At 63.5% G+C, this 25,984-nt stretch carries 29 protein-coding genes and 1 tRNA gene; 12 read left to right on the top strand and 18 right to left on the bottom strand.

What is annotated here, in order from left to right; translation table 11 throughout:
- Nucleotides 1–3: 3 nt before the first annotated feature.
- The 4 genes from ACMVY4_RS06065 to ACMVY4_RS06050 all read right to left on the bottom strand — a co-directional run bounded on the left by ACMVY4_RS06065 (nucleotide 4) and on the right by ACMVY4_RS06050 (nucleotide 1,979).
- Nucleotides 4–210, bottom strand: coding sequence for a dodecin (locus ACMVY4_RS06065; RefSeq protein ID WP_416899281.1), 207 nt, complete (start codon nucleotides 208–210; stop codon nucleotides 4–6).
- 74 nt (nucleotides 211–284) lie between these two features.
- The gene (gene rsmD / locus ACMVY4_RS06060; RefSeq protein ID WP_416899280.1) at nucleotides 285–851 is read right to left on the bottom strand and encodes a 16S rRNA (guanine(966)-N(2))-methyltransferase RsmD; all 567 of its coding nucleotides are present in this window, start codon (nucleotides 849–851) and stop codon (nucleotides 285–287) included.
- Complete coding sequence (locus tag ACMVY4_RS06055; RefSeq protein ID WP_416899279.1) at nucleotides 832–1,617, bottom strand: pseudouridine synthase; 786 nt, start codon at nucleotides 1,615–1,617, stop codon at nucleotides 832–834. The genes rsmD and ACMVY4_RS06055 overlap by 20 nt, the downstream gene beginning before the upstream one ends.
- 17 nt (nucleotides 1,618–1,634) lie before the next feature.
- Nucleotides 1,635–1,979: a GIY-YIG nuclease family protein gene (locus ACMVY4_RS06050; RefSeq protein WP_416899278.1), complete on the bottom strand. Its 345-nt coding sequence runs from the start codon at nucleotides 1,977–1,979 to the stop codon at nucleotides 1,635–1,637.
- Nucleotides 1,980–2,221: 242 nt separating this feature from the next.
- Between ACMVY4_RS06050 and ACMVY4_RS06045 the strand changes: the two genes are divergently transcribed.
- From ACMVY4_RS06045 to ACMVY4_RS06030, 4 genes are all read left to right on the top strand, one after another.
- On the top strand, nucleotides 2,222–4,099 hold the full coding sequence (locus tag ACMVY4_RS06045; RefSeq protein ID WP_416899277.1) for a 2-oxoacid:acceptor oxidoreductase subunit alpha: 1,878 nt from the start codon (nucleotides 2,222–2,224) through the stop codon (nucleotides 4,097–4,099).
- Between the two features lie 5 nt (nucleotides 4,100–4,104).
- Nucleotides 4,105–5,127, top strand: a complete 1,023-nt coding sequence (locus ACMVY4_RS06040) for a 2-oxoacid:ferredoxin oxidoreductase subunit beta (RefSeq protein WP_416899276.1) — start codon at nucleotides 4,105–4,107, stop codon at nucleotides 5,125–5,127.
- On the top strand, nucleotides 5,127–5,567 hold the full coding sequence (locus ACMVY4_RS06035) for an acyl-CoA thioesterase (protein WP_416899275.1): 441 nt from the start codon (nucleotides 5,127–5,129) through the stop codon (nucleotides 5,565–5,567). Before ACMVY4_RS06040 ends, ACMVY4_RS06035 begins: the two co-directional genes overlap by 1 nt.
- Before the next feature lie 164 nt (nucleotides 5,568–5,731).
- Nucleotides 5,732–7,015: a hypothetical protein gene (locus tag ACMVY4_RS06030; RefSeq protein WP_416899274.1), complete on the top strand. Its 1,284-nt coding sequence runs from the start codon at nucleotides 5,732–5,734 to the stop codon at nucleotides 7,013–7,015.
- Between the two features lie 62 nt (nucleotides 7,016–7,077).
- On the opposite strand, the gene ACMVY4_RS06025 is transcribed toward ACMVY4_RS06030, so the two are convergent.
- From ACMVY4_RS06025 to ACMVY4_RS06010, 4 genes are all read right to left on the bottom strand, one after another.
- Nucleotides 7,078–8,451 carry a cytochrome P450 gene (locus ACMVY4_RS06025; protein ID WP_416899273.1) on the bottom strand — a complete coding sequence of 458 codons (1,374 nt, stop codon included), beginning with the start codon at nucleotides 8,449–8,451 and terminating at the stop codon, nucleotides 7,078–7,080.
- Nucleotides 8,452–8,567: 116 nt separating this feature from the next.
- Nucleotides 8,568–8,876 carry an antibiotic biosynthesis monooxygenase family protein gene (locus tag ACMVY4_RS06020; protein ID WP_416899272.1) on the bottom strand — a complete coding sequence of 103 codons (309 nt, stop codon included), beginning with the start codon at nucleotides 8,874–8,876 and terminating at the stop codon, nucleotides 8,568–8,570.
- Between the two features lie 53 nt (nucleotides 8,877–8,929).
- On the bottom strand, nucleotides 8,930–9,334 hold the full coding sequence (locus ACMVY4_RS06015) for a nuclear transport factor 2 family protein (RefSeq protein ID WP_416899271.1): 405 nt from the start codon (nucleotides 9,332–9,334) through the stop codon (nucleotides 8,930–8,932).
- Nucleotides 9,331–10,467, bottom strand: coding sequence for an aromatic ring-hydroxylating oxygenase subunit alpha (locus tag ACMVY4_RS06010; RefSeq protein ID WP_416899270.1), 1,137 nt, complete (start codon nucleotides 10,465–10,467; stop codon nucleotides 9,331–9,333). Before ACMVY4_RS06010 ends, ACMVY4_RS06015 begins: the two co-directional genes overlap by 4 nt.
- Nucleotides 10,468–10,624: 157 nt before the next feature.
- Here ACMVY4_RS06010 and ACMVY4_RS06005 point away from each other — a divergent pair, with 157 nt between their 5' ends.
- Both ACMVY4_RS06005 and ACMVY4_RS06000 read left to right on the top strand, forming a co-directional pair.
- A complete protein-coding gene (locus ACMVY4_RS06005; RefSeq protein WP_416899269.1) occupies nucleotides 10,625–11,419 on the top strand; it encodes a hypothetical protein in 795 nt (264 codons plus the stop codon).
- A gap of 91 nt (nucleotides 11,420–11,510) precedes the next feature.
- The gene (locus ACMVY4_RS06000) at nucleotides 11,511–12,173 is read left to right on the top strand and encodes a nitroreductase family protein (protein ID WP_416899268.1); all 663 of its coding nucleotides are present in this window, start codon (nucleotides 11,511–11,513) and stop codon (nucleotides 12,171–12,173) included.
- 22 nt (nucleotides 12,174–12,195) lie between these two features.
- Here the strand turns inward: ACMVY4_RS06000 and ACMVY4_RS05995 are convergent, their stop codons facing one another.
- The 3 genes from ACMVY4_RS05995 to ACMVY4_RS05985 form a co-directional block, all read right to left on the bottom strand.
- Nucleotides 12,196–13,092 (bottom strand): phytanoyl-CoA dioxygenase family protein, encoded by an 897-nt coding sequence (locus tag ACMVY4_RS05995; RefSeq protein ID WP_416899267.1) that lies wholly within the window; start codon nucleotides 13,090–13,092, stop codon nucleotides 12,196–12,198.
- Between the two features lie 156 nt (nucleotides 13,093–13,248).
- Nucleotides 13,249–14,214 (bottom strand): nucleoside hydrolase, encoded by a 966-nt coding sequence (locus ACMVY4_RS05990; RefSeq protein WP_416899266.1) that lies wholly within the window; start codon nucleotides 14,212–14,214, stop codon nucleotides 13,249–13,251.
- Nucleotides 14,215–14,322: 108 nt separating this feature from the next.
- On the bottom strand, nucleotides 14,323–14,460 hold the full coding sequence (locus ACMVY4_RS05985) for a hypothetical protein (protein ID WP_416899265.1): 138 nt from the start codon (nucleotides 14,458–14,460) through the stop codon (nucleotides 14,323–14,325).
- Between the two features lie 428 nt (nucleotides 14,461–14,888).
- Between ACMVY4_RS05985 and ACMVY4_RS05980 the strand changes: the two genes are divergently transcribed.
- Nucleotides 14,889–15,563, top strand: a complete 675-nt coding sequence (locus tag ACMVY4_RS05980; RefSeq protein WP_416899264.1) for a transglutaminase domain-containing protein — start codon at nucleotides 14,889–14,891, stop codon at nucleotides 15,561–15,563.
- A gap of 32 nt (nucleotides 15,564–15,595) precedes the next feature.
- Complete coding sequence (locus ACMVY4_RS05975; RefSeq protein WP_416899263.1) at nucleotides 15,596–16,396, top strand: enoyl-CoA hydratase/isomerase family protein; 801 nt, start codon at nucleotides 15,596–15,598, stop codon at nucleotides 16,394–16,396.
- Nucleotides 16,397–16,475: 79 nt separating this feature from the next.
- On the opposite strand, the gene ACMVY4_RS05970 is transcribed toward ACMVY4_RS05975, so the two are convergent.
- The 4 genes from ACMVY4_RS05970 to ACMVY4_RS05955 form a co-directional block, all read right to left on the bottom strand.
- Nucleotides 16,476–16,907 carry a very short patch repair endonuclease gene (locus ACMVY4_RS05970; protein ID WP_416899262.1) on the bottom strand — a complete coding sequence of 144 codons (432 nt, stop codon included), beginning with the start codon at nucleotides 16,905–16,907 and terminating at the stop codon, nucleotides 16,476–16,478.
- The gene (locus tag ACMVY4_RS05965; protein ID WP_416899261.1) at nucleotides 16,897–17,832 is read right to left on the bottom strand and encodes a NotI family restriction endonuclease; all 936 of its coding nucleotides are present in this window, start codon (nucleotides 17,830–17,832) and stop codon (nucleotides 16,897–16,899) included. The genes ACMVY4_RS05970 and ACMVY4_RS05965 overlap by 11 nt, the downstream gene beginning before the upstream one ends.
- 35 nt (nucleotides 17,833–17,867) lie before the next feature.
- Entirely contained in the window at nucleotides 17,868–19,013 is a 1,146-nt protein-coding gene (locus tag ACMVY4_RS05960; protein WP_416899260.1) for a DNA cytosine methyltransferase, read from the bottom strand.
- A 177-nt stretch (nucleotides 19,014–19,190) separates the two neighbouring features.
- Nucleotides 19,191–19,267 (bottom strand) — tRNA-Arg (locus tag ACMVY4_RS05955).
- Nucleotides 19,268–19,382: 115 nt separating this feature from the next.
- Between ACMVY4_RS05955 and ACMVY4_RS05950 the strand changes: the two genes are divergently transcribed.
- Nucleotides 19,383–20,228: a DUF6544 family protein gene (locus tag ACMVY4_RS05950; protein ID WP_416899259.1), complete on the top strand. Its 846-nt coding sequence runs from the start codon at nucleotides 19,383–19,385 to the stop codon at nucleotides 20,226–20,228.
- A 12-nt stretch (nucleotides 20,229–20,240) separates the two neighbouring features.
- Here ACMVY4_RS05950 and ACMVY4_RS05945 read toward each other — a convergent pair whose 3' ends face one another.
- Both ACMVY4_RS05945 and ACMVY4_RS05940 read right to left on the bottom strand, forming a co-directional pair.
- Entirely contained in the window at nucleotides 20,241–21,350 is a 1,110-nt protein-coding gene (locus tag ACMVY4_RS05945) for an HD-GYP domain-containing protein (protein WP_416899258.1), read from the bottom strand.
- 80 nt (nucleotides 21,351–21,430) lie between these two features.
- Nucleotides 21,431–22,474: a DUF2332 domain-containing protein gene (locus ACMVY4_RS05940; RefSeq protein WP_416899257.1), complete on the bottom strand. Its 1,044-nt coding sequence runs from the start codon at nucleotides 22,472–22,474 to the stop codon at nucleotides 21,431–21,433.
- Between the two features lie 419 nt (nucleotides 22,475–22,893).
- Here ACMVY4_RS05940 and speD point away from each other — a divergent pair, with 419 nt between their 5' ends.
- Genes speD through ACMVY4_RS05925 form a run of 3 tightly spaced genes read left to right on the top strand, consistent with a single transcriptional unit; the run spans nucleotide 22,894 to nucleotide 25,358 of the window.
- Complete coding sequence (speD, locus tag ACMVY4_RS05935; protein WP_416899256.1) at nucleotides 22,894–23,340, top strand: adenosylmethionine decarboxylase; 447 nt, start codon at nucleotides 22,894–22,896, stop codon at nucleotides 23,338–23,340.
- Complete coding sequence (gene speE, locus ACMVY4_RS05930) at nucleotides 23,337–24,188, top strand: polyamine aminopropyltransferase (RefSeq protein ID WP_416899255.1); 852 nt, start codon at nucleotides 23,337–23,339, stop codon at nucleotides 24,186–24,188. The genes speD and speE overlap by 4 nt, the downstream gene beginning before the upstream one ends.
- 39 nt (nucleotides 24,189–24,227) lie before the next feature.
- The gene (locus tag ACMVY4_RS05925) at nucleotides 24,228–25,358 is read left to right on the top strand and encodes a type III PLP-dependent enzyme (protein ID WP_416899254.1); all 1,131 of its coding nucleotides are present in this window, start codon (nucleotides 24,228–24,230) and stop codon (nucleotides 25,356–25,358) included.
- Nucleotides 25,359–25,394: 36 nt separating this feature from the next.
- Here ACMVY4_RS05925 and ACMVY4_RS05920 read toward each other — a convergent pair whose 3' ends face one another.
- Entirely contained in the window at nucleotides 25,395–25,916 is a 522-nt protein-coding gene (locus ACMVY4_RS05920) for a GNAT family N-acetyltransferase (RefSeq protein ID WP_416899253.1), read from the bottom strand.
- Nucleotides 25,917–25,984 lie beyond the last annotated feature (68 nt).

Here is a 25,984-nt window from a genome sequence, read left to right as displayed (position 1 = left end):
CGGTCACTCCATGCGGAAACCGATCTTGAGCACCACCTGGTAGTGACCGACCTTGCCGTCGGTGACATGGCCGCGGGTCTCGACCACCTCGAACCATTCGACGTTGCGCAGCTTCTTGTTGGCGCGTGCGACAGCGCCCTGGATGGCATCCTCGATACTGGTTTCGGAGGAGCCGACGACCTCGATCTTGCGATAAACGGCGTCACTCATTTGTTGTTCTCCTTTCGACGCTTTTCACGGGCGCCCATTCGCCCGGACTCCCCATATGGGAACCACACAGCGCTTTAAAGGAGCCGCAGGAAATGCAGCCGGGTGCGGCCGTAGTCGCGCTGGCGCGTGACCTCGAAGCCCGGGGGCGCCTCGACCGCATCGCGCTTGTCGGTTTCCACGACAATCACCGTATCCGGACCGATCCATCCGTCCCGGTTCAGCGCCGTCAGCGCTCGGCCGGTCAGGTTCTCGCCATAGGGCGGGTCCATCAGGACGAGGTCCGCGCGCCGCCGGGCCGGACCCGGCGACAGCGCGTCGCGCTCCAGGATGTCGCTGGCCCCGCCGGCCTTCAGCTTCGCGATATTGGCCTTCAGGATCTTCAGCGCCTCGCCGCCCTTCTCGATGAAGCTGACATGGGCCGCGCCGCGCGAATAGGCCTCCAGCCCAAGCGCACCGGTCCCGGCGAAGACGTCGGCCACGCGGGCGCCTGCCGGGAACGGTCCCGCCTCGCTGCGCAGGTCGGGATCGTGGGCGAGGATGTTGAACAGCGCCTCCCGCGTCCGGTCGGTCGTCGGGCGGATGTCCCGCGTCTCGACCTCGGCCAGCTTCAGGCCACGGCTTCTACCGCCGACGATCCGCATCGCGCGTCCTCGGCATTTCCAGCACCCCGCGGAGCGCCTTGCGCATCTCGAAGCCCGGCACCTCCTCGACGCGGCCGCGGGGCATCTGACCCAGCGCGAAGGGGCCGTAACCGACCCGGATCAGCCGGTTCACGGTCAGCCCGACCGTGTCGAGCGCGCGCCTCACCTCGCGGTTCCGGCCCTCGGTCAGCACTGCCTGCAGCCAGATATTCTTGCCCGAGGCCTTCTCCACCTCGATCTCCATCGGCTGGAACCGCTCGCCGTCGACCGTGACGCCCCGGCGCAGCTTCTCCAGCCCTGCATCGGTGATCTCGCCGAAGGCCCGCACGCGGTAGGTCCGTCGCCAGCCGGTCGAGGGCAGTTCCAGCTTCCGCTTGAGCCCACCGTCATTGGTCAGCAGCAGCAGGCCCTCGGAGTTCAGGTCCAGCCGTCCGATGGACATGACCCGCGGCATCCGCTTCGGCAGGTGCTCGAAGATGGTCGCGCGGCCCTGATCGTCCCGCGCGGTCGTGACCAGTCCGGCAGGCTTGTGATAGCGCCAGATCCGCGGCGGTTCCGGCGCGCCGACTGGCTTGCCATCGACCTCGATGGCGTCGTCGGGGCCGACCAGAACGGCAGGCGTCTTCAGCACGCGGCCGTTCAGCTTCACCCGGCCGGCCTCGATCATGCGCTCGACCTCGCGCCGGCTCGCCACACCCGCCCGCGCCAGCCGTTTGGCGATCCGTTCGCCGTCGCCATCCGGTCCAGAAACTTTCTCTTCAGTCATCCACCGTCACCTCGCTGTCACCCCCGCCTTGTGCGGGGGTCCGGTATGGGCGGACAATCATCAATCGAACCACCGTTGAGGATTGCGGACAGGTCACGCCAACCCGGGTTCACGCTTTCAATGACGTTGAACTTGAATGCGCGCGGCCAACGCTTGATGCGCTTCTCGCGGCTGATGGCGACGTCGATATGATCGTGAACTTCATACCAGGCCAGATAGCGCACCCCATAGCGCCGGGTGAAGCTGTTTCCTGTCTGCATCGCATGTTGGCCGCAGCGGCGCGCAAGATCATTGGTTACGCCGCAATAGAAAACGCCGTTTCGATGATTGGTCAGCAGATAGACAAAATAGTTCGTCGGCATTCGAGGAGCATAGGCTGACCGGACCCCCGCACAAGGCGGGGGTGACAGGTCGGATGCGTATCGCGCCAGTTCCGGCTTCGGCTGTCACGGGGGATTGTTGCGTCACTGTTGCGGCAGCCGTTGCCGCGGCGGGGTCATCGTCCTATGTTGCGCGATGCGGCGGGCTGGCCCCGATTCAGTCTCCGTCGCCGCGTCGGGGAGGGCGCGTATTCTACACAGCGATCAGGCAGAACGTTTCAGACATGTCCAATACGGCAGAGGTCATCGAACCGCGCGAGGGCCATCGCGAGGTTCTCGAATCAGTCGTCGTCCGTTTCGCGGGCGACTCGGGCGACGGCATGCAGCTTACCGGAACCCAGTTCACTCACTCCACGGCGCTGACCGGCAACGATCTGGCGACATTCCCGGATTTCCCAGCCGAAATCCGCGCGCCCGTCGGGACGACCTTCGGCGTCTCGGCGTTCCAGATCAATTTCGGTGCCCGGAAGATCATGACCGCCGGCGACCAACCGGACGTGCTGGTCGCGATGAACCCGGCGGCGCTGAAGGTCAATCTGGGCAATCTCCGCGAAGGCGGACTGGTCATCGTCGATGCCGGCACCTTCAAGGACCGTGACCTGCGCAAGGCCGGCTATGTCAGCAACCCGCTGGAAGACGGCAGCCTGGAGGGCTACCAGGTCATCGAGATCGACGTCTCCAGGCTGGTCCTGGAATCGGTCAAGGAATTCGGGCTCGGCAACAAGGACGGCCTGCGCTGCAAGAACATGTGGCTGCTGGGTCTGGTCTACTGGCTCTACGGTCGCCGGCGGCAGTCTTCCGTCGACTGGCTGCAGGCCAAGTTCAAGTCCAAGCCGGACGTGGCCGCCGCCAACATCGCGGCGCTGAACGCCGGTCACGCCTATGGCGAGACCGCCGAACTGCCGCGCGGCATCCTCGGCTACACGGTCCGGGAAGCCTCGGTCGAGCCGGGCGTCTACCGCAACATCACCGGCGCCGAGGCCCTGGCCTGGGGTCTGGTCGCGGGCGCGCAGCTGGCCGAGCTGCCGATGTTCTTCGGCTCCTACCCCATCACGCCGGCCTCGACGCTGCTGCACACCCTGTCGCGGCTGAAGCAGTTCGACATCACCACCTTCCAGGCCGAGGACGAGATCGCGGCGGTCTGCTCCGCCATCGGCGCGTCCTACGCCGGACAGCTGGGCATCACCTCTTCGTCGGGACCGGGCATCGCGCTGAAGGCCGAGGCCATCGGCCTCGCGATCATGGTGGAATTGCCGCTGGTGGTCGTGAATTCGCAGCGCGCAGGTCCCTCGACGGGCATGCCGACCAAGACCGAGCAGTCGGACCTCTACCAGGCGGTGTTCGGCCGCAATGCCGACAGCCCGCTGGTCGTGCTCGCCTCGAACGGGCCCGGCGACTGCTTCGAGACGGCGATCGAGGCCTGCCGCCTGGCGGTCCAGTTCATGACCCCGGTCATGCTGCTGACCGACGGCTACGTCGCCAATGCCTCCGAACCCTGGAAGATTCCGGACTACGACAGCTTCGAGAAATTCCCGGTCAGGCATCACACCGAGACCGAGGACTTCTCGCCCTACAAGCGCAATCCGGACACGCTGGCCCGTGTCTGGGCCGTGCCGGGAACACCGGGGCTGATGCACCGCGTCGGCGGCATCGAGAAGGATTTCGACACCGGCCACATCTCCTACGATCCGGCGAACCACCAGCGCATGACCGATGTGCGCCACGCCAAGATCGCGAAGGTCGCCGACCACATCCCCGAGCAGGAAGTCGATCAGGGCAACCAGACCGGCAAGCTCGCCATCATCGGCTGGGGCTCGACCTATGGCCCGATCAGCCGTGCGGTGGGCAATGCGCGCGACGACGGCTACGACGTCAGCCACATCCATCTGCGCCATATCTGGCCGCTGCCGCGGAACCTCGGCGAATTGCTGAAGGGCTTCGACCGCGTGATCTGCCCGGAGATGAACCACGGACAGCTGTCGACCGTGCTGCGGTCGGAATACGTGCTGCCGATCGAACCGCTGACCAAGGTGCAGGGGCTGCCCTTCAAGATCGCCGAGATCGAGGCCGCCATCCGCCAGGCCCTGGACGGGCAGGAGTAACGACCATGAACGAGCAAACCGCGATCAACTTCACGCCCAAGGATTTCGCCACCGATCAGGAAGTGCGCTGGTGCCCCGGCTGCGGCGACTACGCCATCCTGAAGGGCGTGCAGAAGGCGCTGGCCGATATCGGCACGCCGCCGGAGAACGTCGTCTTCGTCTCCGGCATCGGCTGCGCCGCACGCTTCCCCTATTATGTCGAGACCTTCGGCTTCCACACCATCCACGGCCGCGCCCCGGCCTTCGCCACCGGCATCAAGCTGGCAAACCCGGAGCTGGACGTCTGGATCGTCTCCGGCGACGGCGACTCGCTGTCGATCGGCGGCAACCATCTGATGCATGTGCTGCGCCGCGACGTCGACGTGAACTACCTGCTGTTCAACAACGAGATCTACGGCCTGACCAAGGGCCAGGCCTCACCGACCTCGCGCATGGGCACCCGCTCGCCCTCGACGCCGGCCGGTTCGGTCGATCACCCGTTGTCGCCCTGCGTGACCGCGCTGGGCGTCGGCGCCCGCTTCGTGGCCCGCGGCATCGACCGCGGCCAGAAGGAACTGCCGGGCATCCTGCAGCGCGCCCACGACCACAAGGGCGCGTCCTTCGTCGAGATCCTGCAGAACTGCATCGTCTACAATGACGGCATCTTCGACAGCGTGACCGACAAGTCCGTCTCGGACTTCGCGCAGGTACACGTGCAGCACGGCGAGCCGCTGCTGTTCGGCCCGGAGAACAAGATGGGCCTGCACCTGAACCCGAAGACCCTGCGTCTGGAAGTGGTCGAGCTCGGCGAGAACGGCGTCAGCCTGGACGATGTCATCGTTCACGACGAGACCAACAGGATGCTTGCCCAGATGCTGGCCGGCATGGAGCGCCCGGACTTTCCGGTCGCCGTCGGCGTGCTCTACAACAACCCGGCCGATGTCACCTACGAGGCGGCGGTGGCGCGTCAGAACGAGACCATGGCCCATCAGGCCCGGATCAAGACCGTGTCGGAACTGCTCCACTCCGGTTCGACCTGGACCGTCTGATGGCGGCCGACAGCGCGGCGTCCGGACCGGAACTGACCCGGGCGGACGCCTACCGTTACTGGATCACCGACAGGATCCGGTTCAGCGACACCGACCAGGCCGGCCACGTGAACAATGTGGCCTTCGCCGCGTATGCGGAAACCGGCCGGCTCAACTTCATGGACCTCGAGATCCGGCCGCTGCTGGAAGCGGGCAACCGTTTCATCGCCGCCTCGGTCACGGTGAATTTCCTGCGCGAGAGCCACTATCCCGGCGAGGTCCGGATCGGCACCGGCGTCGCCCGTGTCGGCCGCACCTCGCTGACCGTCGGACAGGGCATCTTCAAGGATGACGTCTGCGTCGCCTCGGCCACCGGTACGGTCGTGCACCTGACCGGCAACACGGCGATCCCGCTGACCGACGCCATGCGGCGCCGGGCCGAGGAACTGCTGATAAATTAGCCGCTCGTTCAAATAGAATACCCAACAGTCGCGTTCTCGAGTACATTTGAATTCGGTAAATTGCTGCGTACCCTAGTTATCGTTGAAAATGATGGCTGGGCTGCAGTTTGAAATCATTTACCTAGTGAGGTCCTTGTCGTTCTAACCGCTGGGGAATTTCGCAGATGGAAATCGTTGCGCCGGGGTTTTTGATTTTTGCTTCAATTTCGTTGTTATTACTTGAAGTTATTCAAATAACTTTTGATCACAACAAAAATAGCCGGAAAAATGTGTTAAAATTTCTTGTTTTTTCAAAAGAAAATATCATTTTTTCAATTCTTCTGTGCTCTTTTATTTCTTTTTTTACTCTAATTTTGATAAGCTATTCTTCTAGATTAGTCGGTCTATCTCCACTTTTTTATATTTTTGCAGTATTTTTTACATTTTTGTCAATTTTCCTCTTACCATTCTTCGAGTCGTTTTCAAATTTTTCTGCAAAATTTTATTTCAATAGATTTAATTTCACTGCAATGATCGCCTGTATATTTTTCTTAATTTCAACTATGAATATTTTGCTTTTCGAACATTCAGCCAAAGCTATAATACTACTAATTAATAGCGAGTACATTTATGAATCCGTGATTGAGAATATTACTGACAAGAGAATTAAAGAAGATATCCGCACGTCTTGGGCGCGAAAAACACAGCATGATTTAGCGGCGCGAGAAAAGGAATCCTATGTGAGTATTTTTCTTGATCCAAATTTTGAAAAAATAAGAGAGCATTTGTCTGCTTACCCTCAGGGCAAATTTCACAAGTTATTTACGGCGGCTTTAGATTCTCGCAATCATGAGGTTTATGATCCTAGTGTTAAATACATTTTTATTTGTGAGACATTGCAATCAAGCAAAAGATGGGCGGGGGATTTCAGTATTGAATCGCTTCTAGCGGACTTTGGAGCGCGAATGGGTATAAATACCCATTTATCGCATCAATGTGATGAAAAATACCTAAACGAATCGCAGCAAAAAAATGTAATCATTTTTATTATCGCTGAAATAGAATCGAGATTCGGTTATTATCAAAATCCCAAAGGAGGGCGACAAGATTCAGTAGAAAGTGGGTATTCGATCAATGGTATTATCCGATATAAAAAAATGGACAAACAATTCTCCAGGAGTTTTAGTGTATTTGAAGCGCCCCCAGCAAGTATGACAAAAATTGGCCATTCCTACCCCGGGCGATCTAGCGCTTGGGAAGCCTCACTGGCATCAGGTTCGCTCGTCCAGACACTCGTCAGCGTCCTATTTGATATTGGAGGTGCGTACGCGCTCCTAGAGATCCAAAGCGAGAAAAATAGTTGGATGGACGAGACTGTATCAATTTATTGTTTGGATACGTTGTCGAATTCGGGACTAGTGGATAGTGACGAACGCATGGAGATGTATCAGATTCTTGGAAATCGCTGATTGGTCGGCCTGAATATTGCCTTCTTAGCTTGGCGTCATGTTCTTATCACTTGCGTGGCAGCCTACAGCTTCTCGAGCTTCACCGGCAAGCCGTCGAGCGGCTTCGGGATCGGGATCCGTGCCCATTTCGGTTCGTAGCCCGGCTCGATCTTCACCTCGAATCGCTGCAGCAGCTGGAAGGCGAAGGCCTTCACCTGCATGTAGGCGAAGTGCATGCCGAGGCACTTGTGCGCGCCGCCGCCGAAGGGCGCCCAGGCGAAGCGGTGGTTACGGTCCTCGGCGCGGTTGGGGCTGAAGCGGTCGGGATCGAACTTCGTCGGCTCGGTCCAAAGCTCCGGCATCATGTGGACGTAGCCCGGGCTGACCGAGACATTGGCGCCGGCCGGGATGCGGATGCCCTCGAACTCGAACTCGCGGACGACGCGGCGCGGGATGAACGGCACCGGCGGGATCATGCGCAGCGCTTCCTTGAAGACGCGCTCGGCCACGTCCATCTTCGCCACGTCCTCGTAGCTCAGATGCTCGCCGCCGATCTCGGCGACTTCGCGGCGGATGCGCTCCTGCCATTCCGGATGCGCAGCCAGCGCCCAGATCATCGTCGTCAGCGAACTGGTGGTGGTGTCATGCGCCGCCATCAGCAGGAAGTTCATGTGATCGATGATCTCCTGGTCGGTGAGCATCTGCCCCTCATCCGACTCGGCGTGGCAGAGCTGGCTGAACATGTCGTCGCCGGGCGTCTCCGCACCGCGGCGCTCCTCGATCAGCCGGCCGAACAGGTCGGACAGGAACTGCCGCGCCTTCACGCCCTTGTACATCTTCAGGCCAGGCACCGGCCGGCGGACGATGGAAATCGAGGCCGCGACCTCGTCGACGAAGGCCTGGTTGATCTTGCGCGCCTCGGGGCCGGCATCGATGCCGAGGAAGACGCTGGCGCCGAGGTCGAGGGTAAGCTGCTTGATCTGCGGGTAGAAGTTGAACGCCGGCGCCTTCGCCCATTCGTCCAGACGCTGGTCGATACCCCCGTTCATGCGCAGCAGATAGTCCTTCATCGGCGCCGGCTTGAACGCCACCTGCATGATCTTGCGGTGCGCGCGGTGATCGTCGAAATCGCGCAGCATCAGCCCGTCGGAAAACAGGCGGCTGAGCATGTGATGCCAGCCGGCGCGGGAGGAGAAGTTCTTCTCCTTGTCCATCAGCACGGCCTCGAGCGCGTCCGGGCCCAGCATCGAGACCGACCACTGCATGAAGGTCCGGGACTTGTAGACATTGCCGTAGTCCGCATGGGCCTGCATGGTCGTGCCCAGCGGATCCTTGATGAAATCGATGGTGCCCTTGAGTGGAATCCTGCTGGGCTTGCCCGGCAGATGCGCCAGTTCCGCCTCGCCCGCACGGTGGTAGCCGCCCACCATGTTTTCGCTCTGCTCGACAACGGCCATGATCAAAGCTCCATCACCTGGAAATCCCGAACACCTCGCAACTGAACCATAGTCAGTTACGAGCCATGACGCAAAGGTAAACGCGGCGCAGGCCGGCCGGGCAACCGGCTTCGCAGTCAGATCTGCTGGACCACCTCGAAGCCTTCGAAGACGGGATGACCGAGATAGATGTGGCGGCGGTCGCCGGCGCCGGCATGGGCGGCGCGGAAGGCCTCCGACTTCGTCCACGCCTCGAAATGGGCGTGGCTCTGCCAGACGGTGTGGGAGGCGTAGAGCGTATGGTCGTCTTCCTTCGGCCCCTTCAGAAGGTGGAACTCGACGAAGCCGGGGACCTCCTTCAGGTGCGTGTCGCGTTCCTTCCAGACGGTCTCGAAGGCTTCTTCCTCACCGGGCACGATACGGAAGCGGTTCATCGCGATGTACATGGCGGTCTCTCCTCGGTCGGCGGTCGAAGGACGGCGTCCGGGGCAGACGGCTCTCAGCCCCTGTTGGCCATCTTCTGCAGCATCTCGGCCATGAGACTGTGCAGTTTCTCGATCGCCTTCAAGGGGCGGACCATGACCTTGAAGTCGGTGATCCGGCCATCGGCGTCCCACTCGATCATGTCGACGCCGTTGATCTGGATGCCGTCGATCTCGGTGACGAATTCCAGCACCGTCCGCTCGCCGCAATCGAAAGTGCGGACATATCGGAAATCCGGGCTGAACAGCACCCGGGTCGCGGCCACCAGATAAGCCTTCGTGATCGCCTTGCCGCGCTGGGGCGTGTGCACCACCGGCGAATGGAAGACAACGTCGTCATGCAGCAACCGGTCCAGAATGGCCGGGTCCTGGCTCTGCTCGTAGTCGTGCCAGGCGTCGAGACGCATCGGCGTGCCGGTCATTGCTCCAGCATCTCCACATGGGCCGTCAGGTGGCGATGAAAATGGCCGATGGCCTGCTCGAAACGGCCGAAGGTCAGATGGGTGTTGGCGCCGCTGGCGATGTGGTCGTTGATGCCCTTCGCCGCCTCGCGGTCCTCGATCAGGCCGGTGTCCTGCACGAAATTCGCATCGCGCTTCACGCGCTCCATGTCGATCTCACGGCCGGGCACCGCCTTCGGGCTCATCTGGTAGACCACCCAGCGGGTCTCGTTCACCGAGACCGGGTCCAGAATGATCAGGATCGAATGGTCCGTCAGCACCGAGACATGCGTGTTCGGGAACAGCTGATAGACGTCAGTCACCATCCCCTGAAGACGGCGTTCCTCGCGCGGCTTGTCGCGCAGCTTCTCGATGCGGCGGAAGGGGAAGACGATGCGGCTGTTGCGACCGTAGGTCTCGACGACATTGAGGTTGTCGAAGCCGTAGGGGAAGAAGGATTTATTGTGCAGGGCCTTGATATGATAGCCCTCCATCGAGGTCTCGCCGATCAGCTTCCAGTTGGCCTGGTCCAAGAATTCCAGATTGTTGAACAGCTTCTGTTCGGGCGTGAACAGCTCCGGCAGTTCCGAAAGCGCGCCGTCGGAGATCGGTTCGTCCTGGGTGATGAAGACGACCCCGCCATGCTCCTGTACCTGATGAACCGGCGTCAGCCCGTGTTCGGCCGGATCGAGGCCGGGAAAGCCCTCCGCCGCGCCGCCGGGAATGTGCTTCAGCGCGCCGTCGAGCCCGTAGGTCCAGTTGTGGTAGCGGCACTGGAAGGCGCGGGCGCAGCCGCCGCCATTCTCGGCCACCGGCATGCCGCGGTGGCGGCAGGCGTTCCGGAAGCCGCGGGCCACGCCGTCGTCCCCGCGCACGACGATCAGCGGCGTCATCGCGGCATTCCGGGCCACATAGTCGCCGGCGTTCGGGATCGCATCCGAAGGGCAGAACGGCACCGGCACCCGGCGCAGCACCTGGATCTCGGCCGCGAAGCGCTCTTCGGAGACATAGTTCTCCACCGGCTCGCGCCAGACCTCGCCCCCGGCGTCGGTCGACTTGCCGTCGATGTGCTCGAAGATACGGTCGATCAGATCCTGATCGTTCAGCAGGCCCATGGTCGTCTCCCCCGGATCGCGTTCGTTCGATTGGCGGGGAACCTATCACAAAGCCGCGCCTGCCGGACAAGCCGCGGCGGGCGCATGCGGGTCATTCATGCGGCGCCGTGCCGGACACGCTAGGATCGCTGCCGGGTTCCGGCGGAGCGGCAATACCATGGTCAACGCGGCCTTCAGACAATACGAGCCGCTGCTCAGGGAACTGAGCGAGGCCGAGCTTCGGCGCGAGATCGATGCGCCCGACCGGCTGCTGATCGAAGCGGAGATCGTTGGCCGACGCCGGATCGAGATCGCCTACACGCCTTTCGACCACGTCAATCCTTTGGCACGCATCGCCATCGTGGGCATCACGCCCGGCCGCCACCAGATGCGCAACGCCGTGCTGGAGGCATCCCGACAGTTGAAGGCAGGAGCGGATCCGGCCACCGCGCTGGCCGCGGCGAAGAAGCACGCTGCGTTCTCCGGCCCGCTGCGGGCCAATCTGGTTAGCCTTCTCGACTTCGTCGGCGTGAACGGCCTGCTCGGCATCCGCTCCACCGGCCAGTTCTGGGACGACCGCTACGACCTCGTCCAGTTCGCCTCCGCCATCCGCTACGCCACTTTCGTCGATGGGGCGAACTACTCCGGCAGTCCGTCAATGATGAAGACGGAGATATTGAAAGCGGTCTGGAGCCGGGTGCTGGTCGACGAACTGCGACAGCTCGACGGCGCGGTGATCGTCCCGCTGGGTCCGAAGGTGACGGAGGTCGTGACCGAAGCGGTCGACCGCGCCGGCGTCAGCCGGACCCGGATACTGGCAGGCCTGCCGCATCCCAGCGGCGCCAACGCCGAGAGGATCGCCTACTTCCTGGGCCGCAAGCCGCGAGAGACGCTTTCGGACCGGACCAATCCGGACCTGCTGGACCGGTCTCGCGCGGCGCTTCTGGAACAGATAGGCGGCCTCCGCGAATAACGGTCATGACAGCTGAGCAACGCGAGGGCGAAGGGCCTGTGAAGCCGGTGCGGGGGTGGGCATACTGGCCCCAGTAACCGGGGAGGGTTCGATGACCACATTCGATCTGGCGGAGACGGACCGCCTGCTGACGACCACGCGCGCGGTGCGCAAGCGCCTGGATCTGGAGCGGGAGGTGCCGCGCGGGATCATCCGCGAATGCCTGGAGATCAGCCAGCAGGCGCCGACCGGCAGCAACCGTCAGGGCTGGCGCTGGATGGTGGTGACCGACACGGCGAAACGCGCGGCGCTGGCCGATCTCTACCGCCGCGGCGCGGGCAACTATCTCAGCGACGGCGAGAAGCAGTCCGCGGCCGCGGGCAAGTCGCAGGACGCGCGCGTCTTCGGCTCGGCGCAATATCTCGCCGAGCGGCTGCAGGACGTGCCGGTGCATGTCATCCCCTGCATCCGCATTGACCACCTGCCCGAGAACCCGCCGCCGCGGGCCTGGGCCGGGCTGATGGGCTCGATCTGGCCGGCCGTCTGGAGCTTACAGCTCGCACTCCGCGCCCGCGGCCTCGGCTCCGCGCTCACCACGCTGCACCTGGCGCATGAGAAAGAGGCCGCCGAGCTGCTCGGCATCCCCGAGACCGTCATGCAGGTCGGGCTGCTGCCGGTGGCCTACACCATCGGCACCGACTTCCAGCCGGCGAAGCGCCCGCCGCTGGACACGATCCTGCACTGGGACGACTGGGACGCGGCCAAGGACGGCTGACGCGGCCCCGTGCCGCCTGCATTCAGTCCCAGGTTCCTTCCGGCATGTCGCCGAGCCGCAGCGGCCTGATGGCGTTGCTGCGGGCCACGGTGGCCTCGCCGCCGGTGCGGTCCATGTCGCGCGGCAGGGACGGGTCGGCCAGGGTCAGCGGATGGCCCGACTCGACGAAGCCCAGATAGGGGCCGCCGAAGTCGTAGCCGATCAGCTTGAGCACCTCGTGCGGGATCTCGCCGGCCTTCTCCGGCGGGATCGAGAGGAACTGGTTCTCCTCCTGGCGCAGCCAGCCGAGATTGTAGTGCAGGCCCACGCCGCGGCGGACGCCGTTGGAGCGGTTGGCGCCGCTGCCGTGGATCAGGTTGCTGGTGTAGATCAGCACCGAACCGGCCGGCATCACGGCGTTGATCACTTCTTCAGGCTTCGCCTCGCGCTCATGCGCCCAGCGGTGGCTGCCGGGCACGACCTGGGTGCCGCCATTCTCGGCGGTGAAGTCGGTGCAGGCCCACATGGTGCCGACCGTCATCGGGATCGTCGGGAAGCGCACCGGATAGATCATGCCGTCGCGGTGCAGCCCCTGCGCCGCCTCGCCCGGCTGCAGCTCCACCAGCAGCGTGACATGCAGGTGGTAGCGCGCGCAGTAGGGCAGCAGCACGCGGTCGCAGACGCCCATGAGCGTCGGATGGATGGCAAGCTCCCGGCAGGTTTCCGACTTGGCGATCAGGTTGTTGATGCGCTTGGTCTTGTGCCCGGCGAAGTCGGTCTGCCCCAACTGGACGGCATCGACATGGGGATCGAAGTCGGCGTTGAGCCGCGCCATGGTCGCCGCGTCCGCCAGTTCGTGAACAATGGCATAGCCGTGTTCCTCGAGGCTTTCGGCAATGGCGTCGGGACTGGCGTCCCGGTCGAAATCGGGTCCGGTCATTGTTGCGGCTCCGTGGTCGGGTCAGACGCCATTTCAACGGCGCAGCCTGGCGGGCGCAAGGTAGCATGACGGGCAATGCACAGCGCAGTCCGAACGCTCACGCGCAAATGACGGCTTCCGTCCCGACTCGGTTCCGACCGTCGCGCTCACCGCTGCCTATCGATGCAACCTCAGCAAGACCCGCTTCAGGCGGGACGCACGGCGCGGCATGCACACCTTGGAGGTGGAATCCCGATGACCCATGGATTCGTGCAGCAAGAGATCGTCGCCGGCTTCGATGCTCACGTCGGAGCAGCGGAAGAGATGCGGCCAGATGAGATAGGATGCGGCCGCCTGGTCGAAGGCTGGCAGCGTGGCGCCGCCGCCCACGAACCAGAGGATCAGCATCCAGCTCCAGGCCCGGTCGCGCAGCCGGTCCGGAAGCGTCCGCAGGTCAGCGAAGTCGAGCCGGATCTGATTGCCGGCCGCGAACGGGACCAGATGAAGCGGCACACCGGATTCGAGGACCGTTCTGAATGCGTCGCGATCGGTTTCGTAGTTCAGATCTCTCAGTTCCCGATCCCAGAGACCCTCGCCCAGACGAAAGGCTTCGCCCGGACGCCGGCCCGCCACAGCGACGACGCGGTCGATGCGTGAGGCTGCATTGCGGTCGCAGCGTATCGCCTGCGCGATATTGGTGAGCGACCCGAGAGCGAGCACGGTCAGTGATCCCTGACGAAGCGCCTTCAGCAGCCCCGCGACCGCCGGATTGCGACAGGACGTCCCCGGCCTTCCACGATGGAGCGGAAGATCCCGGAACTCCCGGCGCGCGCTTTCCCACGTCGCGGCGGCGGAGGCGTTGCCGCTCGCGGTGGACAGACCTTCAACCGCGAGGCGGGCATTCAGGATCATCCGAACCGCCAGGACATCATCGATGTCGGCAGTCTGATTGGAACGCGAGACCATATCGGTATCGATCCAGAGCGGAGTGGATCTGATGCTGGCCGCGACCGGTTCAAATACCGTCTGGGGCGGCTTCCCCGTACAGGCAGCCATTGCGAGGCAGAACGTCAGCATCGTGGCGCACACGGCCCTTTCCGCCACCGTATGGTTGCGGCGTTTGTCCGGCTGGTGAAAGGTCAAGCAGAACGGTTATCTGTCTCGATGATCTCCGTATTGCCGTACCGGTCGCGTGGGACTTCATCGCGACGGGTTCGGCAATGCCGCCGCACAGGGCAGGCGTTCAGTCGGTCACAGGAATGGCGGCTGGTTCGGGGTCGCCGGATAGAATTTCCCGGAACGGCTGTGAAAATACTCGTAGCTGCCGTCTGCACGCCTGTAGAAGGTGTAGTCGGTGGTCTGGCCTTCCAGCGTGCCGGCGGCGTTCATCTCATATTCCCAGGTGCCCCGCGGCGTCGCACTGTGGAAGTCCTTGTATGTATAGGTACCACTGTCTCTGAACAGGAATGCACCGCTGGGTCCGTGCCAGGGCGTTCCAATAAACAATGCACTGACTTCATTCCTATCAAGCTGGGCACGTTCGGCATTGTCTTGCGTCGTCTGACAGGCCGCAAGCGCCATTATCAATATACCTGCCCAGACAAATGCCAGAACTCTACGAACCAAAGGCACAAATACCTCCCTCGATCACTTGGACAATGGCCGAGTCCTGTCGCAGCTCATTTCCGGTGTCAACCCGTCGAGCCGGACATTTCCGGTGAGGCATCGGGACGATCTCCGGGCAGCATTTTGGCGTCTGGTAGCTGTCGCCTGGGACGTGGCCACCCTACACTGCCGGGCAAATGCGGGAGGACGCCATGACCGAAGATCTCACAGCCTTTCTGACGCCCGGGCCGACCGTCGAGAGCGGGCATCCGGACATCGTCGCCTTCGCCCGGGCGAACCACGATCCGGACGCGTCGATCCGCGAGAAGGCGGTGCAGATCTACTACGCCGTGCGCGACGGCTTCCGCTACGACCCCTACACCTCGGCGCTGGATGTCGAGGGGCTGCGCGCGACCCGCGTGCTGGCCGAGGGGCGCGGCTGGTGCGTCTCCAAGGCGATCCTGATGGCCGCCGCCTGCCGCGCCGCCGGCGTACCCGCCCGGCTCGGCTTCGCCGACGTGCGCAACCACATGTCGACCGAGAAGATGCGGGAGCGGATGAAGACCGACATCTTCTACTGGCACGGCTACACCTCGACCCTGATCGACGGGCAGTGGATCAAGTCGACTCCCGCCTTCAACGTCGAGCTCTGCGACAGGTTCGGGCTGAAGCCGCTGGAATGGGACGGCACGGCGGATTCGATCTATCACCCGATCGACAAGGCCGGGAACCGGCACATGGAATATCTGAACTATCGCGGCGAGTTCGCCGAACCGCCGCTGGATCGGATGATCGCCACCTTCGTCGAGCACTACCCGCACTGGCGCGACCGCGCCAACAGCACCGCCGGCGACTTCGACGCCGAAGTCGCGCGCGAGACCGCCTGACGCCCCCGACGTCATCTGGAAGGAGAGCGGCCATGGCCGACGCCGAAGTCCTCTACGCGGTCCGCGACCACGTCGCGACCATCACGCTGAACCGCCCCGAGCGGATGAACACCATCTCGCGGGCCATGCTGGAGGCGGTCTCGGCGCGGCTGCTGGACGCACGGGACGATCCGGAAGTCCGCGTCGTGGTGCTGACCGGCACCGGCCGCGCCTTCTGTGCCGGGCTGGACCTGCGCCGCGACGAGAGCGGCGGCAGCCGCGGGATCCTGGACCCCGACGCCCCGGTGCGCACCACCATCGACCTGCGCAACGCGCCGCCCACGGTGCTGCACGAGATGGACAAGCCGACGCTCTGCGTGCTGAACGGCTCGGCGGCGGGCTACGGTTTCGACATGGCCATGGGCTGCGACATCCGGCTGATGTCGTCGAAGGCCAAGCTCTCGGCAGCCTTCACGAAACGCGGCATCGTCCCCGAAAGCGGCGGCACCTGGCTGCTGCCCCGGATGCTGGGCTGGGCGAAGGCGGCGGAACTGATCTTCACCGGCCGGACGCTGAGCGCCGAAGAGAGCCTGGAAATGGGGCTGGTCTCGGCGGTGCACGAGCCGGAGGCCCTGGACAAAGCCGCCGCCACCCTCGCCGCCGAGATGGCAGGCTCCGCCCCGCTGGCCGTGCAGGCAGCGAAACGGATGATGCGCATGGGCCTCAGCGAACCCTTCGCCGAGCATGTCCACCACGTCTACCTGCAGCTGCTGCCGCTGATGCAGACCGAGGACCAGAAGGAAGGCATGAAGGCCTTCATGGAAAAGCGGGAAGCGGTGTTTCGAGGAAATTGACGCGGCATATTCGTCGTTGCTTCAATAAACCCTATCCTACGGCGTTCATGCTTTAAGAGAGCCGAAAACAAGGGCAATTCTACTGATCAGATAGGAATTTGAGTAGTTTCTCGCTCAGTGAATTCAGGTCCTTGGTCTGACACTCCCACACAGTAAGAATTCGCCAGCCTCTTGTTTCCAAGCTTTCGATGTTCTTGCGGTCCCGTTCCCGGTTGCGGATCAGCTTCGGTTCCCAGTATTCGAGTCTGGATTGTGGGACGTGGCTGCGCTTGCATAAGGGATTACTGTGCTGATGCCAAAAGCATCCATGGACGAAGACCGCTTTCCGTCGTCCGATGAAAGCCAGATCCGGTTTGCCCGGAAGGTCCTTTCTGTGGAGCCGGTAGCCCGAATAGCCGAGTCGTCGGACAATCCTCCGCACTATCATCTCAGGCTTTGTATCCTTTGATGATATCGAGGCCATGTTGCGCGAACGCGTTGGCTCAACATTTGAGAAACGGTCAGTCGGCAATTCCGAGCTTCTTGATAATGCCTTCTTCGAACTCTGGAAGTGTTGTCGGCGTGCCTGCGGTCAACCCCTCGACCGCCCGTTCGAGCGTAGTGAACCTAATGTCATCGACAACTAGCTCGGCACCGAATGCGCCGTCCGTTTCCTCATATCTGACGATGAACCATATGATGTCGCAGTTTGAGATGTGAGGAACCGCGTCCATCGCTCCGAGCGCATCGAAGAATGGCCGATCGACCACGACCACCATCTTTTTGCCCCAACGCCTTAACGTGGGAACTTTGGTCTGCAGCTGAGGCATTAGGCGCTTCGGGCCTGAACTTCGAAAATCGGGGCGGCGATTCCCGCCAGGCTGAGGAACCCCGTTACCAGAGTGCTTTCGGATGACCGAATAGTCCTTCGACATTTCGGCACCAGAGAAATACACAGCCTGGAGTTCCACGGCACACCAATCCAGTCGGCCCGTGGAATCGTCGACCATCACCATGTCTATCTTTCCGACGGTCTTGGTCCCTGTATCTTCAGCTTCGCTGCCAGATCCGTCGTTCCGCTTCAGGAATGGCACCTCGTTGATAATAAGTGCGTCCTCATTGTCAAAAAGCAACCCGCCGATGCGCTTGAAGACCCGCCCGTCTTGATAGAACCGCTTCGGACAAGTCGTTGTTATGTCGCCAAATTTTTGCCCATCACTACCGTCGATGTAGCTTCGAAGAGAGCATACGCCTCCCTTCTTGCTGCATTGGGTCTTAGGCAACTTGGACTTCTGATCGATGGGAGCCAGGCGAGGGAAGCTCACCAAATGCGGGCAATCTGGCGGTGACTTTGAATCGAGCAGCTCAATCCGTCTGTCATTCGATATTGCATTGAACCGCTCGCCGTATAGCTCTGCGATGCCATAGGACACCTTGCGGATTTGACGCTTTGCCATGCGCTCTCCTCTCAGAAGAGAGCGTCACCCTTCGATCAGGCCGCTACGCTCCCCTCTAACTCACCCGGACTGGCTCCGTGGCGAATCTCTGACGCCCGAACTATAGCTTCTGCCACGTTGCGACCCAAAAGCGGTGGCACCGCATTGCCCACCTGAACGTACTGTTCAGTCTTGGATCCAACGAATTTGAACCAGTCAGGGAAGCTTTGGAGCCGCGCGGCTTCGCGAACCGTGATGGCCCGGTTCTGAATAGGATGGATGTAGGCCCCCCAGTGAATGTCGCATTTGGTAAGGACCGTGCAAGAAAGGCCATGGCGTCGCATCCTGCCATACCGCTTCGTATGATCGCTGCGCTTGGCCTTCTTCATGCCTGCAGGCAACATGTCGAAGGGAATGTCTCTCCACGATCCGCCCTCCGGAATATGCCGCAGACGGTCGAGATTCACTTGACCGAGCTTAGGGGCGGAATGGTTGTGCAACTCAACTGCGTTGCCGCGAACATAATGCTGATACCAACCCTTGGGAGACGCTGCGTATGAGGTCACACCCGGATCCTCACCATTCTCGACGAACGGCAGGTCACCTATGGCATCCCAAACAGTCGTAAACGGCGTGCCATATTGTCCATGTGTCGGTGCCGGGAACTGTATTTCGGCATCTGTTCTTGTGCCGATGAAGAAGATACGCCGTCGCTCCTGCGGGACACCGAAATCTTCCGCCTTCAGAACCATGTGCTCAACCCGGTATCCCAACTCGCCGAACTTGGCCTTGATCGTGTCGACGATGGAGCCGTTGGCAATGGAAATGATACCGGTGACATTCTCCATCACCACCCACTTCGGCTGCAGGCCTTCAACAAGCCGCAGATACTCCCGAAATAGATTGGCCCGATCATCGTGCAGACCACGTTGATGGTTGTAGACCGAATACGCTTGGCAGGGCGGGCCGCCGATAAGCACATCCAACTCGCCGACTTTGAGGCCCGCCGCGTCCAGCAACATCTCAGGTGCGATATCCTGAATTGCCCCCCCCAAGAATACCGCTTCAGGGTGTGTGGCCGCATAGGTCCGCCCGGCAGCCTCGTCAATATCGTTGCCGGCTAGTACATGGAAACCGGCCTGCCGGAATCCTTCCGAGAGCCCGCCAGCCCCACAGAAGAGATCAATCGCCGTTCGTCTCATGCTCACCTCCACATATGGCAGGCTATATCGACACCGCCACGAAATCTAGAACATTGAAGCGAACAAGATAAGAACATATTGTAGATTGTCAAACATTCAATTATGCAATCATGAGGTGTCACCGGACGACGATATCGACTGGCGAGTTCGAAGCCATACAGCAGAGATGTTGGAAAATGGCGGACCCGACAGGATTCGAACCTGTGACCTCTGCCTTCGGAGGGCAGCGCTCTATCCAGCTGAGCTACGGGTCCTCGCCGGAACGCCTGAGATAACCGAAACTGCGCCGCGCTGCAATCGCGCTTCTGGCGGGGCCGGGCAAGCCGCACCGTCCGGGACGCGCCGCCAGCCGTCCGGTATGTTCCCGGCGTGAGCATCCTCCAGACAGTATTGTGGGCGGCGGGATCGGCCGGCGTCGCGGCCGCGGGCGCACTGCTGCTGCTGCGCCTGGCCGACCGGCGCCGAGACGCGGCAGCCTGGCGATCGCTGTCGGTATCATCCCCGCCTGGCGGCGCCCGCTTCGACCCCGCCATGGTCGGGCACCTGCCGGAGCCTGCGCGCCGCTACTTCGGATACATGATCCGCCCCGGCGCGCCACTTCACCGGGCGGTCTCCCTTGGCCTTCGGGGCGAGATCGGCCTGGGCACGCGCGAGAAGCCGGGATACAGGCCGTTCGTGGCCGATCAGGTTCTGGCCTGTCCCGCGGGGCTGGTCTGGCGCATGGGCGCCGGCGCGATCTCCGGCACCGACGCCATGCTGCCGGAGGGGTCATGGTCGCGGTTCCGGCTCTTCGGGCTCGTGCCCGTCGCCCGCGTCTCCGGAAACCCGGATCACTTCCGGTCCGCCTTCGGCAGGGTCGTCGCCGAGGCCGCCTTCTGGACGCCGGCGGCCCTTCTGCCCGGACCCGGCGTGACATGGTCGGAGGCGGGACCGGACACGGCGCGGGCCGTGGTGTCGGCGCACGGACTGAGCCAGGCCGTGGACATCGTCGTCGCCGATGACGGCCGGCCGCTGACGGTCTGCATCCAGCGTTGGAGCAACGAGAATCCGGGGCGCGTCTACCGGCTGCAGCCTTTCGGGGGCGTGCCGTCGGACTTCGAGGAGAAGGACGGCTACCGCCTGCCCCTGTCCGTCGAGGGCGGCAACCACTTCGGAACGCCGGACTACTTCCCGTTCTACCGGGCGAAGGTCACGTCGCTGGTCGCACTTGGGTAGGCACCACGGGAGTCAGGCGCTGAGCTTCGCCGGCGCCGCGGCCGTCTCCCTGGACGAGTCCAGCATGAACTCGCGGAATCGGCTCAGCAGGTCCATGTCCAGATGGCCCTTGAAGCTGGACATGATCCCGAACGCCTTCTCCTTCGGCATGGCCGGCTTGTAGGCGCGCTCCTCGGTGAGCGCGGCATAGACGTCGGCGATGGCGGTCAGCCGCGTCGGGTCGTCGATCTGCGCCGATGACAGCGCGTCCGGATAGCCGGTGCCGTCCAGCTTCTCGTGGTGATGCACGGCCATGCGGACGATCCGCTCCTCCAGCCCGTGCTCCCTCAGCATGATCTCGCGGGAGAAGCCCGGGTGGCCCTTCATGGTCTCCCATTCGGCCTCGTCCAGCTTGCCCGGCTTGTCCAGGATCGCCAGCGGGATGCGCGACTTGCCGACATCGTGCAGGAAGCCGCCCGTGGTCAGGTCCATCAGGTCGCTGCCCTTGATGCCGATCTCGTGGGCGAAGAAGGCCAGCGCCCCGCACACATACATGCTGTGGCGGTAGGTGCCGTCGTGATGGCCGGAGAGCGCGTTCATCCAGCGGTCGACGTCGGAGACGCCGAGGGCGACGCGGATGTCCTCGCAGGCCGCGTGGATCTCGGCCATCGGCAGCGGCTCGCCGTTGCGGCCGGCGGTCATCAGGCTGCCGAAGCTCTTCACCGACGACTGCAGGGCGCGCTGTTCCTCGGCGGAAAGGTTCTGCCAGGCGCTCTCGACCGCCTGGTTCACCGCCTGAATGACGGCGCCGTTGATGAGGTGGGCGGGCTCGGCCTCCGCGAAGACATTGCCGGCGCCCAGGGCGCGGGCCATCTGGCGCTGGTGCGGGCGCGCATCGGCAAGGACGAAGACGGCATCCTCGGCGCGGAGCGTCGCGCGGACCGCGGCGCCGCCGCTTTCGGCATCCGCCAGGCTGAAGACCGTCGCGGCGCCCTTGTGGCGGTCCGGCGGCGGCGGCGCATCGACCGTGTAGATGCCGATGCGGAACCGCTCGCCCAGACGCGCCGACAGCCTGGCTGCGAAGGGTCGTCCGTCGTGAATCAGGACGACTTCCGCGCCGCCCGTCTGCGCATCTCTGTTCATGATTGTGCCCGCCTTCTCGTTCCCCATCCGCCAGTCTGGGGCCCAAGGCGTTAAGGAACTGCCTACACGGCGGGCGCTTGCTACTGCGGTTCGATCCAGCGGCCGTGATAGTCGCAGAGCGCCAGCACCCGGCGCTCGGGGTCCGGCCAGTGCGTGTAGTAGACCGCGGCCTTGTGGCGGTCTTCCTCATAGGGCTCCATCCGGACCCAGCAGAGCGGCGCGCGGTCGTCGGCCAGATCGCCGGCGACCTCGATGGCCGAGCGGATGGTGCGCTGATGCTCGGCCGGCAGGTACTGCCAGAAGATCGAATGGAAGACGACGGTCGTGCGGGCGCCGGGCCGCAGCGCCAGCGTCGAGACCAGCCAGTCGGCGGCGTTGGCGCGGGCGAGGCTGACGCCTTCCTCCTGCGCGATGCGGATGGCGCCGTCGAGCCGGGTCATGCGCGCCTGCTGGTCGGGCCAGACATAGCTGCGCAGCCGCAACGCCTGCTCCGGATCCGTGACCCTGAGCGGGTTCAGATCGCAGGCGGCGGTCGCAGCCTTCGGCACCTCGATCAGTTCCGGCGCCGCCCCGCGCCATTCCGGCGTGAGCTGCACCGGCGAATCCTTCGGCCCCCAGACCGCGCCGCCCAGATTGTAGCGGAAGCGGTCCCAGTTCTGGTTCAGCCCGGCGCTGGCGCCGATCTCCAGCATGTGCAGCGGCAGACCGGTCTCCCTCGCCGCCTCCTGAAAGCCCAGCAGCAGGCAGGCCGCGCGGGCGGTCTCGTTGGTCTGGGGCGGGTGCTGGAAGAACTCGTCCAGAAATTCGTCATGGGCGGACAGGGCGCGTTCGACGGCGGACCAGAGCGCGTCGTCATCCTCAGGCGGATTGTTCGGCGGCCAGTATCCGGCCAGTCCCGAATCGCGTCCCGACAGCGCCAGCGCATGCAGGCCGCCGGCAAAGCGGAGCGCGGGCGCATCGTCCAGAACGCGGTCTTCAGGCCAGTCCAGAATGCGCCGCGCGGCGGCGGATTCCGGCTGCAGCCGGTCGCCGGCCATGCGCAGCAGACGGCGGGTGAAATCCGAGCCCATCTCGCCGCAGACGCGGCCCTGCATCTTGAAATTCTTCCGGACCTGATCGCCCACACGCACCCCCCGCTACGGTTCCCAGAACAGGAACCGCCGGCCGCTTCCTGTGCTGTCTAGGTAACATTCCGCAGGTGCGAAAGGAACCGGGTTGACTTTGGCGTCACCTGACATTAGATGCGCGCTCCGAACGCAATCGCACGGGCTTCCCTTCAATGGGACCACGTCACGGCGTGAGCGTCTCTGTTTGGCTTAGGAAATGCGCTGGCCATGGTGGCCGGGGGCTGATGGAGAATTGCCATGCCGTTCATGCGACGACAGACCTGACTTCGCTGAAGTCAAAGGCGGAACAAGGCCCGGTCCCGGGATAACCGCCGCCCGCAAGGGCACATCTTTCTGAAAAGAAAAATCCGCACCCCGGTCCGCCGCCCCTTCGGACGTCCGGGGTCGTTGTCACATGCGTTATGGGGACGAGATCTATGGACTTCACGACCGCAGCCGCCCTGGATGAGGGCCTGGAGCTGGACGACCGCGCCGACGAGGCGCGCAAGGATTTCTTTGTGGTGAAGGACGGCGAATGCTTCGCCGGCACTCACCTGCTTGTCGATATCAGGGAAGCCGAGTACCTGGACGACATCACCCACATCGACCGGACCCTCCGGAAGTGCGTCGAGGCAGCTGGCGCCACGCTTCTGTCCATCGACCTGCACAATTTCGAGCCCAATGGCGGCGTCTCCGGGGTCGCGATCCTGGCCGAGTCCCACATTTCCATCCATTCCTGGCCGGAATACGGCTACGCCGCGCTGGACGTCTTCATGTGCGGAGATGCCATGCCGCAGAAGGCCGTTCCCGTGCTGAAGAAGGCGTTCAACGCCGGCCGGGTCGATGTTCAGGAGGTGCGCCGCGGCAAGGGCATGGTCGGATGACCGACTGGATCACCGAAGAACTGCATGGCGGCCTGAAAACGTCCTTCAGGGCGGATGAGATTCTCGTCCGCCGGCCCGTGAGCACACAGGATCTGGTGCTGTACCGCAATCCGGTCTTCGGACGGATGCTGGCGCTGGACGGGGTGACCCAGGTCACCGAGAAGGACGAGTTCATCTACCACGAGATGCTGACCCACGTTCCCGTGCTGGCGCATGGCAACGCGACGTCGGTTCTGATCGTGGGCGGCGGCGACGGCGGCATGCTGCGCGAGACCATCCGTCACCCCGGCATCGAGCGGGTGGTGATGGTGGAGATCGACGAGGGCGTCGTCAGCTTCTCGAAGGAGCATCTGCCGACGGTTTCCGACGGGGCGTTCGACGACCCGCGGCTGGAGCTCGTCATCGCCGACGGTGCGGACTACATGCGCACCGCAACCGAGCAGTTCGACGTGATCATCGTCGATTCCACCGACCCGATAGGGCCTGGCGAGGTCCTGTTCACCGACCATTTCTACGGCCACGCGAAAGCGCGGCTGAAGGATGGCGGGGTGCTGGTGACCCAGAACGGCGTGCCCTTCATGCAGGGCGCCGAACTGACCGGCACCATGCGGGCCTTCCGCAGCCTCTTCGAGGTCGCAACCTGCTACCTGGCCACCGTGCCGACCTATGTCGGCGGCCCGATGGCCTTCGGTTTCGGAACCGACAATCCCGGCCTGCTGGCGGTGACGGCGGAAACGCTGGCCGCCCGCCAGACCGCGGCCGGTTTCGAGACGCGCTATTACACGCCGGACGTGCACAAGGCCGCCTTCGCGCTGCCCGGCTACGTCCAGAACCTTGTCAGCGCCTGAGCGGCGCCCTTTTTTGACGGAAAGGTTGCGGAGCCTGCCATGACCGAGCGGATTCGCGATTATCTGGAGCGCACGGCGCACGACGCCCCGTGCCTCGTCATGGACCTCGAGCGGGTCCAGGACAACTATGAAGCCTTCCGGCGCGCCATGCCGGATACGCGGGTGTTCTACGCCATCAAGGCGAACCCGGCGCCGGAGATCCTGTCGCTGCTGGCCGATCTGGGCAGCTGCTTCGACGCGGCCTCCCTGCGCGAGATCGAGATGGCCATCCAGGCCGGCGCCACCGCCGACCGGATCGCCTTTTCCAACACGATCAAGCGCGAGCGCGAGATCGCCGCGGCCTGGCGTCTGGGCGTGCGTCAGTACGCCTTCGACTGCGACGCCGAGCTGGAGAAGATCGCCCGCGCCGCGCCCGGCAGCCGCGTGGTCTGCCGCCTGCTGTGCGACGGCGACGGCGCCGACTGGCCGCTGTCGAAGAAGTTCGGCTGCGCGCCGGAGATGGCCGCCCGTCTGATGGCCCGCGCCCCGGGCCTCGGCCTGATCGCGCACGGCCTGTCCTTCCATGTCGGCTCGCAGCAGCCCAACCCGATGATGTGGGACGGCGCGCTGAAGACCTGCGCGAAGCTGTTCCGCGATCTGGGCGAGCAGGGCATCGAGATGAAGATGGTCAATCTGGGCGGCGGCTTCCCGGCCCGCTACCTGCGCGACGTCCCGAATGTCGGCGCCTACGGCCAGGCCATCAACGGCTCGCTGAAGCAGCATTTCGGCAACCGGATCCCCGAGACCATCATCGAGCCGGGCCGCGGCCTGGTCGGCGATGCGGGCATCATCCGCTCCGAGATCCTGCTGATCTCGAAGAAGGACGACAACGATCCGATGCGCTGGGTCTTCCTGGACATCGGCAAGTTCGGCGGTCTGGCGGAGACCATCGACGAGTCCATCCGCTATCCGATCAAGACGTCGCATGAAGGCGACGAGCTGGCGCCGGTGGTGCTGGCGGGCCCGACCTGCGATTCGGTGGACGTGCTCTATGAGAAGGAGCCGTACCTGCTGCCGGTCACGATCGAGATCGGCGAGACCGTGCTGATCGAATCGACGGGCGCCTACACCTCGACCTATGCGTCGAACGGCTTCAACGGCTTCGATCCGCTGCGCTGCGTCTGCGTCTGAAACCTGATCGAGCCGGTTCCCGTTCCGGGGACCGGCTCACAGGCGCTTCTCGAAATGGAACCGTCGCAGGCCGCCGCCCAGAACCTTGTTGGAGCCGTCCGCCTCTGCAGTTTCCGCGACCTCGGCATAGCCTGACGAGCGGTAGACGCCCAGGGCGGCCTGCTGCACTTCCGACGTGCTGAGGATCAGGCGCACCGCGCCCAGCCGCCGCGCCTCCGCTTCGGCGGCGGCCAGCAGTTCGCGGCCGTAGCCCATGCCCCGGCATTCGGGCGCGACATACATGCGCCTGAGTTCCAGCACGACCTGCCCGGCCCGCTCCAGCCCGAACATCCCGGCCAGATGGCCATCCTGCTCCGCGACGAAGAACAACCCGTCCCTTTCGGCGTAATAGGGACCGATGCGGCCGATTTCCGCCTCGATCGAACGTTCGATGTAACGCTCGAACGCATCCTCCATGCCGGGCGGCGCCAGCAGCCGGTTGACCCGGATGAACAGGCTGCGGACCGCGGGCGCATCCCGTTCCTCGAACCGCCTGATCTTCAAGCCGTCATTCGTCATCGCCTGCCTCGTTCCGGATCCAGTCTACCGAAATGGCTCGTCCGCCGCCGGGATCAAACCGGCGGCGC

This window comes from Minwuia sp. (assembly GCF_048007105.1).
Taxonomy (GTDB): Bacteria; Pseudomonadota; Alphaproteobacteria; order Minwuiales; family Minwuiaceae; genus Minwuia.
This window is presented reverse-complemented; position numbering and strand designations above follow the sequence as displayed.

Excerpts from the sequence above, each read along its gene's own strand:
- ACMVY4_RS05995 (WP_416899267.1), bottom strand. The coding sequence starts at position 13,092 with ATGACCGGACCCGATTTCGACCGGGACGCCAGTCCCGACGCCATTGCC.
- ACMVY4_RS05965 (WP_416899261.1), bottom strand. The coding sequence starts at position 17,832 with ATGGCAAAGCGTCAAATCCGCAAGGTGTCCTATGGCATCGCAGAGCTA.
- ACMVY4_RS06065 (WP_416899281.1), bottom strand. The coding sequence starts at position 210 with ATGAGTGACGCCGTTTATCGCAAGATCGAGGTCGTCGGCTCCTCCGAA.
- ACMVY4_RS06030 (WP_416899274.1), top strand. The coding sequence starts at position 5,732 with ATGGAAATCGTTGCGCCGGGGTTTTTGATTTTTGCTTCAATTTCGTTG.
- ACMVY4_RS06000 (WP_416899268.1), top strand. The coding sequence starts at position 11,511 with ATGACCACATTCGATCTGGCGGAGACGGACCGCCTGCTGACGACCACG.
- ACMVY4_RS06035 (WP_416899275.1), top strand. The coding sequence starts at position 5,127 with ATGGCGGCCGACAGCGCGGCGTCCGGACCGGAACTGACCCGGGCGGAC.
- rsmD (WP_416899280.1), bottom strand. The coding sequence starts at position 851 with ATGCGGATCGTCGGCGGTAGAAGCCGTGGCCTGAAGCTGGCCGAGGTC.
- speD (WP_416899256.1), top strand. The coding sequence starts at position 22,894 with ATGGACTTCACGACCGCAGCCGCCCTGGATGAGGGCCTGGAGCTGGAC.
- speE (WP_416899255.1), top strand. The coding sequence starts at position 23,337 with ATGACCGACTGGATCACCGAAGAACTGCATGGCGGCCTGAAAACGTCC.
- ACMVY4_RS06055 (WP_416899279.1), bottom strand. The coding sequence starts at position 1,617 with ATGACTGAAGAGAAAGTTTCTGGACCGGATGGCGACGGCGAACGGATC.
- ACMVY4_RS05920 (WP_416899253.1), bottom strand. The coding sequence starts at position 25,916 with ATGACGAATGACGGCTTGAAGATCAGGCGGTTCGAGGAACGGGATGCG.
- ACMVY4_RS06020 (WP_416899272.1), bottom strand. The coding sequence starts at position 8,876 with ATGTACATCGCGATGAACCGCTTCCGTATCGTGCCCGGTGAGGAAGAA.
- ACMVY4_RS06045 (WP_416899277.1), top strand. The coding sequence starts at position 2,222 with ATGTCCAATACGGCAGAGGTCATCGAACCGCGCGAGGGCCATCGCGAG.
- ACMVY4_RS06010 (WP_416899270.1), bottom strand. The coding sequence starts at position 10,467 with ATGGGCCTGCTGAACGATCAGGATCTGATCGACCGTATCTTCGAGCAC.
- ACMVY4_RS06015 (WP_416899271.1), bottom strand. The coding sequence starts at position 9,334 with ATGACCGGCACGCCGATGCGTCTCGACGCCTGGCACGACTACGAGCAG.
- ACMVY4_RS05980 (WP_416899264.1), top strand. The coding sequence starts at position 14,889 with ATGACCGAAGATCTCACAGCCTTTCTGACGCCCGGGCCGACCGTCGAG.
- ACMVY4_RS05960 (WP_416899260.1), bottom strand. The coding sequence starts at position 19,013 with ATGAGACGAACGGCGATTGATCTCTTCTGTGGGGCTGGCGGGCTCTCG.
- ACMVY4_RS06040 (WP_416899276.1), top strand. The coding sequence starts at position 4,105 with ATGAACGAGCAAACCGCGATCAACTTCACGCCCAAGGATTTCGCCACC.
- ACMVY4_RS05925 (WP_416899254.1), top strand. The coding sequence starts at position 24,228 with ATGACCGAGCGGATTCGCGATTATCTGGAGCGCACGGCGCACGACGCC.
- ACMVY4_RS06005 (WP_416899269.1), top strand. The coding sequence starts at position 10,625 with ATGGTCAACGCGGCCTTCAGACAATACGAGCCGCTGCTCAGGGAACTG.
- ACMVY4_RS05975 (WP_416899263.1), top strand. The coding sequence starts at position 15,596 with ATGGCCGACGCCGAAGTCCTCTACGCGGTCCGCGACCACGTCGCGACC.
- ACMVY4_RS06050 (WP_416899278.1), bottom strand. The coding sequence starts at position 1,979 with ATGCCGACGAACTATTTTGTCTATCTGCTGACCAATCATCGAAACGGC.
- ACMVY4_RS05945 (WP_416899258.1), bottom strand. The coding sequence starts at position 21,350 with ATGAACAGAGATGCGCAGACGGGCGGCGCGGAAGTCGTCCTGATTCAC.
- ACMVY4_RS05985 (WP_416899265.1), bottom strand. The coding sequence starts at position 14,460 with ATGAACGCCGCCGGCACGCTGGAAGGCCAGACCACCGACTACACCTTC.
- ACMVY4_RS06025 (WP_416899273.1), bottom strand. The coding sequence starts at position 8,451 with ATGGCCGTTGTCGAGCAGAGCGAAAACATGGTGGGCGGCTACCACCGT.